Genomic DNA, 5,511 nt, shown 5'->3' on the forward strand with positions numbered 1-5,511 from the left:
GTGATGCCGCAGCATGCGCCACAGCAGCCAGCCCGGAGCAGGAAACCGGACATTTCTAATGAGCCAGAACCGGACATTTCTAAAAAGCTCTGACACACGAAATGGTGATAAATTATGTTATGTCAAATTGAATGCGCCATCCTTGCGGGCGGGGCTCGTTCCCGAGCGAAACAGGACTTTACGTTCCCTGCCATCTGATCGCCAGTTTCGCCGGCTTGGATATCCCGCTGCGCGTCCTATACTGAAAGGGAGCCGCGCGGAAGCCGGCCCCTGATGCAGAAGCGGACGAGAAATCGTCCATTGGGGCGCGGTAGCGGGGCCACGGAAACGCCTGTGCGAATCGCACGGGCGTTTTCTATTTTTGGCCCGGATGACGCGTCGCAAATGCCGACACGTTCACCGGTGCGCAAATGTGCGACGTGTGGCTGCGTTCTCATGGAGCGAGTGCACCGCAACCTGTCCCGGTCACATTGAATGAGTCTGGCGGGAACGACGCGTTAGCTACCTCAGAAAATTCCCGCCTATCTACCTCCCCCGCACAGCTTCAGTATGGGATCGAGGCCCGCGTCGTGCGTTACGTATTTTCGAGGCCCGATCCGGGCTTGCTGGCGAGCATTTGGAGAGCGATGTCGACGGCCCGTCGATATGTGTGGAGGCGAAAAAACGGATGCAGGCTGATGTTCAATGGTGTCGACCTGCCGTTCAGAGTTAGCGGTCTTCATTCGCCTGTGAGTGATCCTACAGCAGCCGTCGGACGTCCTCGCCTTCCAGCCAGGCTGCCGTCTGCAGCAGACCTGCGCGTCGCGCCCGCTCGATCAGTTCGTCACCTTCCCAATGTGGATGGCGCTTGCGCGCACGCAATTCGCGGAACGCCCCGGCCGCACGCTTTTCGTTCAGGTCGATCAAGTCGCGCACAAACGAGTCCGGGTGAATGACCTCGATCGCGAGGTCGTCACGCAAATGGTCAACGGCAAAATCCTTCAGGTTGAATGTCACGATTGCATCAGCGCGCGTTGCAAGGGCCGTCATCGCAACATGCCGGTCCTTCGGGTCAACCGGCAGCACTGCCTGAGAATCTGGTGGCACGTTCTGGACGAGCGCGTCCGGGAACGCCCGATCCATCGCGCGGCGCACGCTATCGATTCGTGCGGCCGCGTCGCCCGTCGTACCGCGCTCGTCAAGTCGCGAGACGAGGTTGGTCATCCATTCCGCATGGATGCGATCCGACCACCTTGGGTTGTAAAAACCGTGGTCGGCGAGCGTCAGCAATACATCGCGGGTGAACATCGGGAACAGCACGCATGCGTCCAGGACCACGGTAAAACGGTCAAAGGCCAGCCTCACAGGTCGTAGCCACCCATCGCTTCACTTTGCGCTACCATCTCATCCAAGGCCGCCTTACGTTCCACCTGCATGGTCGCCTTGTACGCAAGAACGTCATCCATACGGACACGGCGGTGTCGCCCAACCTTGCGGAATGGCAAATCGCCCGCCTCGAGTCGGGCAATCAGATACGGACGCGACACGCCGAGCATGTCGGCGGCCTGCCCCGTAGTGAGCTCGCTGTCGGCCGGATAAAGCAGGAAGGTCTGCTGGCTAGCCATCATCGCGAGCACTCTGGACAGGATGCGCAGCGTCGCCGGCGGCACATCAATGCGCGCGATGTCGCCGTCCTCCCCCTCCTCTACCAATGCCACCCGCGCCGCGCGAGCACGATCCAGTGCTTCGCCCATCAGATGGCTGGCGCTCGCAAGCAGCGCAGCCTGGTCGTCGGTCAGCTCGATGCGATCGGGGGTGGCAGTGATCATGGAAGGCTCCTAGTTGCGTCTTTAATCATACGCCGAATGATACGCTAACGCAATAAACGAATCAAACGAAATAAAGTAAACGACAAGCTAAAGTCCCGCCGGTGCAGTGCACGAAAGAGCTTGAGATATCCACGAATCCCTGCCACGACTCTCAAATCGCTGGCGGGCGGCAATCCATACTTGCTCATTTCCGTTCCGGAACGCGCGCTGATCGAACTGGCGCGTCATATCGGCAAAGGACAATCGTTGGAGGAAGCGATTAACCTGATGCCTTCCCTGAGAAATATCCGGTCGCCGCCCTCGAACAATTCATGACGCACTGCAGGCGCCGGTTCGCGACCTGGGCAAGACCAGCAACTATCGGTGGGGCGCAGACCTGCAACGATACGTGGACCGGCCTGGCGCCGGGACAGTTGGTCCAACGTGAACAAAGACGGCGAACGTCTTACGCTAAATCCAAAATGAACGAAGCCGATCCCGACACGGTCCGGTGGCCCCTTCCCGGTCCTTCGTGCCCGACGTCTGCGCGATCGCGGACTGATCTCGCTAGCCCGCAGCGCGCCGATTTTCCAGATGGTGCAAAATCGGCGGTTATTATGAATTAAATACAACTATAAAAACAGCCAATCTTAATTATGTAAACTTCACACGCGACGGAGAGTCGGATGGGAGCACCCGTCGGTTCAAGGAAATTTGTTCCTGTTTTGCAACTAATTTTGTTCCCCCCCTAACTAGGTATCCGTCAGCGGAACCCGCGTTGACGGTGTCGCGCGGTTAGATGTCGACGATCTTCCGCAACAGAGCGTAAGAGACCCGCCAATGGCCTTCCGAATCATTAACAGCGATGGACGCGGTTTTTGCGTTGAGCCGGACGATGATGCCGACCCGCTCGCTCAGATGTTTGTCAGTGAAGCCGACGGTGTCGCCAATGAAGAATTCCTCTCGCTGAGCTCGCGGTGGCGGCGACGGAGGCGCGTGAGTTGGGCCGCTCGCAGTGTCAGGAATAACCGCCGCGTATAGCACCGACCAACGCTGACGGCTCTGGCTGTCCTGGATCACCGCCTGAGTTTGCCTCAACTCCACCACCGTTCCGTGCGAAGGTGGTGCGAGCGGATCGCCCCCGATATAGCTGACCTCCATTCCCAGATGCAAGCGTTGACGTACCTCGAGAATGCGTCGCGGGTCGTCCAGCATTTTGCCGATGGCGAGATAGAGGCGATACAACTCGGCGCTGGGCGCCTGCCGAAGCGAGTCGAGAATGTCCATGAATGTGTAGGCGTTTAACGGGCGAGCGGCAACAGTTCGTGCACGCGGTTGACAGGATACGACGGCAACTTCTCAAGTGTGTCCTTGAGCCACGCATAAGGCTCGAAACCGTTCAGGCGAGCCGTACCGAGCAGTGAATACATCGTGGCTGCGGCTCTTGCGCCTCTCGGCGAGCCTGCGAACATCCAGTTCGCCCTCCCGAGAGCAATTGGTCTGATTTGCCGCTCTAACGCATTGTTGTCCGGCAGCAGGATACCGCTATCGGTGTAGCGAATCAGGGCCTGCCAGTGACGTAACGCATAGCCGAAGGCTTTCGCGAGCGGCGCCTGAGCCGGCAAACCGATGACGTTACCTTCCAGCCATTGCCGGAACTGCATGAGCACCGGCAGCGCCTCGGTTTGCCGCGCCGCGTATTTGATGTTGGGCGTGTGGTCTTTGATCCGCGACTCGATCGCGTACAGGCGGGCAATCCACTGCAGCGCCTGCGCCGCGAGTCCCGGTTTGCTCTGCGCCTTCGCGATTTCAAAGAAGCGTCGGCGGCAATGGGCCCAGCATCCGACCTCGACGATGTTTCCGGTTTCGTAAAGTGCGCCATGCCCGCTGTATGCGTCCGCCTGCAGGTAACCTTTGTACTTCTGCAGGTACCGCAGCGGATGCGAACCGGAGCGCGATTCGGCGAACTCGAACACGACCGCCGGCGGGTGGTCGACCCAGACACCATTCTCTTCGCGTTGGCCGGCGCCAAGATAGCCCCATAATCGCGCTGTACGCGTCGCCGTGCGACCCTTCTCGAGTAACGGCAGCGTCGTGTCATCCACGTGCATGCGGGGGGCCTGCAACTGGTGAGCCCGTAGCGGTGGCAGCAGCACTTCGAGCAGTTCGGCTGCCGCCAGCTTCCATTCGCACAGCGTTGCCCGGGGCAGGTGCACACCGCGTCGTGCATAGCGCATCTCCTGCCGGTTCAAAGGCAGGTGATCGACGTAGGTGTTGACCAGGATGTTAGCCAGCAGGCTCGCGCTCGCATTGCTCTTCGGCAGCGGCGAGGGCTGGGCACTTGCGGTCACGATGGTCGACTCACCATCCTTCTTCGCCGCGTACTTGAAACGGATATGCTCAATAACGGTGAGCGTGGACGGCTCATAGTGCAGCGTCTCGCTGCGCTCTTCGCCGATGCGCTCGAGCGTATCGAATGCCGCCTTCTGCTCGTCGCTCAGATCATATTCAACGCGCTTGCGCGGCAGGTCCTTCGGCAGGGCCGGACGTCCCTTGCGGGTGTGGCCTGCGACCGGAACCTCGGCGGGCTCGGGCGGAACGGGTATCACCGTGGTGGCATCGAACAGTTCCGCCTGGCCCGCCAGCCGCTCGGAGCTGACCCCGAAGCGGGCACGGTTCGCCTGGGCAATCTGGTGCTGCAGCGCTTCCAGCTGCTCCCACAGCACGCATGCCAGCCGGTTCTGTTCGAGCGCGAAGGCTTGCAGCGCGTCGGGCTCGACCGGCAATTCCGCGACAGTGATAGCGGTGGGCGGCATGGCTATCATGATGCCCAACTCGCGCTACGTTTACAAGATCGGGGAGCGTTGTATCTGCGCAGGCGACAGCGTGTTCAGCTCACGCGCGTCACCGCGATGGCGTGATGCGGCTCGCGCGCCGGGATCTCAATGCCTTCGAGCCAGGCGTTGAGTTCGGCGAGCGTGAAGCCGCGTTGCGCGAGCGCCAACGGTGATGGAAAGCGGCCCCGTTCAAGGCGCTTGTACCAGAGCGCGAAGCCGGTGCGATCCCAGTATAGGCATTTGACTTTCGAGCGGTCCCGCCCGACGAACACGAACAGATTGCCCGAGACAGGGTTCTGGGCAAGCAGTGGTTCGACCAGATACGACAGGCCGTCGATGGATTTGCGCATGTCGACCGGCTCACGGCAGATATACGCACGGACGTCGGCTGCGATCAGCACCGGCTACCGCCGAGCTGTCCGAGCACGAAACGCACGATGCGCTCGGCATGAGCACCGGTCAGCTCGATCCGAACACCGGCGAGCGACAACGTCACCCGATCACGCGAAGACGACAAAGCGTCCGCCGTCGACGGTGGAGCAGGAGTGGCTGGTGCGGCGTCCGGATGGGAAACGATAAATGCCGCGTCTGGTGTGACCGCGAGCGGGTGCGCCTCTGCACGTGGCTCGCTCGAGAGCTTCTTGCGCCACAGGCCGAAGGTACTGACGGCGAGCCCCTGCTCACGACAGAAACGTCGAAGGCCCAGTCCGCTTGTGGTCCACGCCATGACCATCTCGCGCCAGAATGCTTCGCCTTGCCGGGGGCGTCGTGCGCCCGTCGGTACGGCCTCTCCCGTTGCGTCGTCCATCGCATTGCTCCGTCGTTACGATGGCATCACCTTCGCACCGCGCTTACGTGCATTCAAGACGGGATGCGCTGACGGATAC

Annotated in this window: 7 protein-coding genes; 1 reads left to right on the forward strand and 6 read right to left on the reverse strand. The window is 60.8% G+C overall.

All coding sequences use genetic code 11. The features are described from left to right. Positions 1-738: 738 nt before the first annotated feature. Positions 739-1,344: a PIN domain-containing protein gene (locus HWY30_RS40270; RefSeq protein ID WP_090812332.1), complete on the reverse strand. Its 606-nt coding sequence runs from the start codon at positions 1,342-1,344 to the stop codon at positions 739-741. Then, positions 1,341-1,808, reverse strand: a complete 468-nt coding sequence (locus HWY30_RS40275; protein ID WP_090812331.1) for a helix-turn-helix domain-containing protein — start codon at positions 1,806-1,808, stop codon at positions 1,341-1,343. Before HWY30_RS40275 ends, HWY30_RS40270 begins: the two co-directional genes overlap by 4 nt. A 120-nt stretch (positions 1,809-1,928) precedes the next feature. Here HWY30_RS40275 and HWY30_RS43275 point away from each other — a divergent pair, with 120 nt between their 5' ends. Further along, a complete protein-coding gene (locus HWY30_RS43275) occupies positions 1,929-2,123 on the forward strand; it encodes a type IV toxin-antitoxin system AbiEi family antitoxin domain-containing protein (RefSeq protein WP_167368843.1) in 195 nt (64 codons plus the stop codon). Positions 2,124-2,582: 459 nt separating this feature from the next. Here HWY30_RS43275 and HWY30_RS40285 read toward each other — a convergent pair whose 3' ends face one another. The 4 genes from HWY30_RS40285 to tnpA all read right to left on the reverse strand — a co-directional run bounded on the left by HWY30_RS40285 (position 2,583) and on the right by tnpA (position 5,432). Beyond that, entirely contained in the window at positions 2,583-3,074 is a 492-nt protein-coding gene (locus HWY30_RS40285; protein WP_090806756.1) for a hypothetical protein, read from the reverse strand. Between the two features lie 14 nt (positions 3,075-3,088). Then, complete coding sequence (tnpC, locus tag HWY30_RS40290; RefSeq protein ID WP_143037341.1) at positions 3,089-4,612, reverse strand: IS66 family transposase; 1,524 nt, start codon at positions 4,610-4,612, stop codon at positions 3,089-3,091. A 65-nt stretch (positions 4,613-4,677) separates the two neighbouring features. After that, positions 4,678-5,025 (reverse strand): IS66 family insertion sequence element accessory protein TnpB, encoded by a 348-nt coding sequence (gene tnpB, locus HWY30_RS40295; RefSeq protein WP_208524377.1) that lies wholly within the window; start codon positions 5,023-5,025, stop codon positions 4,678-4,680. Further along, positions 5,019-5,432: an IS66 family insertion sequence element accessory protein TnpA gene (tnpA, locus tag HWY30_RS40300; RefSeq protein ID WP_090806761.1), complete on the reverse strand. Its 414-nt coding sequence runs from the start codon at positions 5,430-5,432 to the stop codon at positions 5,019-5,021. Before tnpA ends, tnpB begins: the two co-directional genes overlap by 7 nt. Between the last annotated feature and the right edge of the window lie 79 nt (positions 5,433-5,511).

Source organism: Paraburkholderia tuberum STM678 (assembly GCF_902833905.1).
In the GTDB taxonomy this organism is placed as follows: domain Bacteria; phylum Pseudomonadota; class Gammaproteobacteria; order Burkholderiales; family Burkholderiaceae; genus Paraburkholderia; species Paraburkholderia tuberum.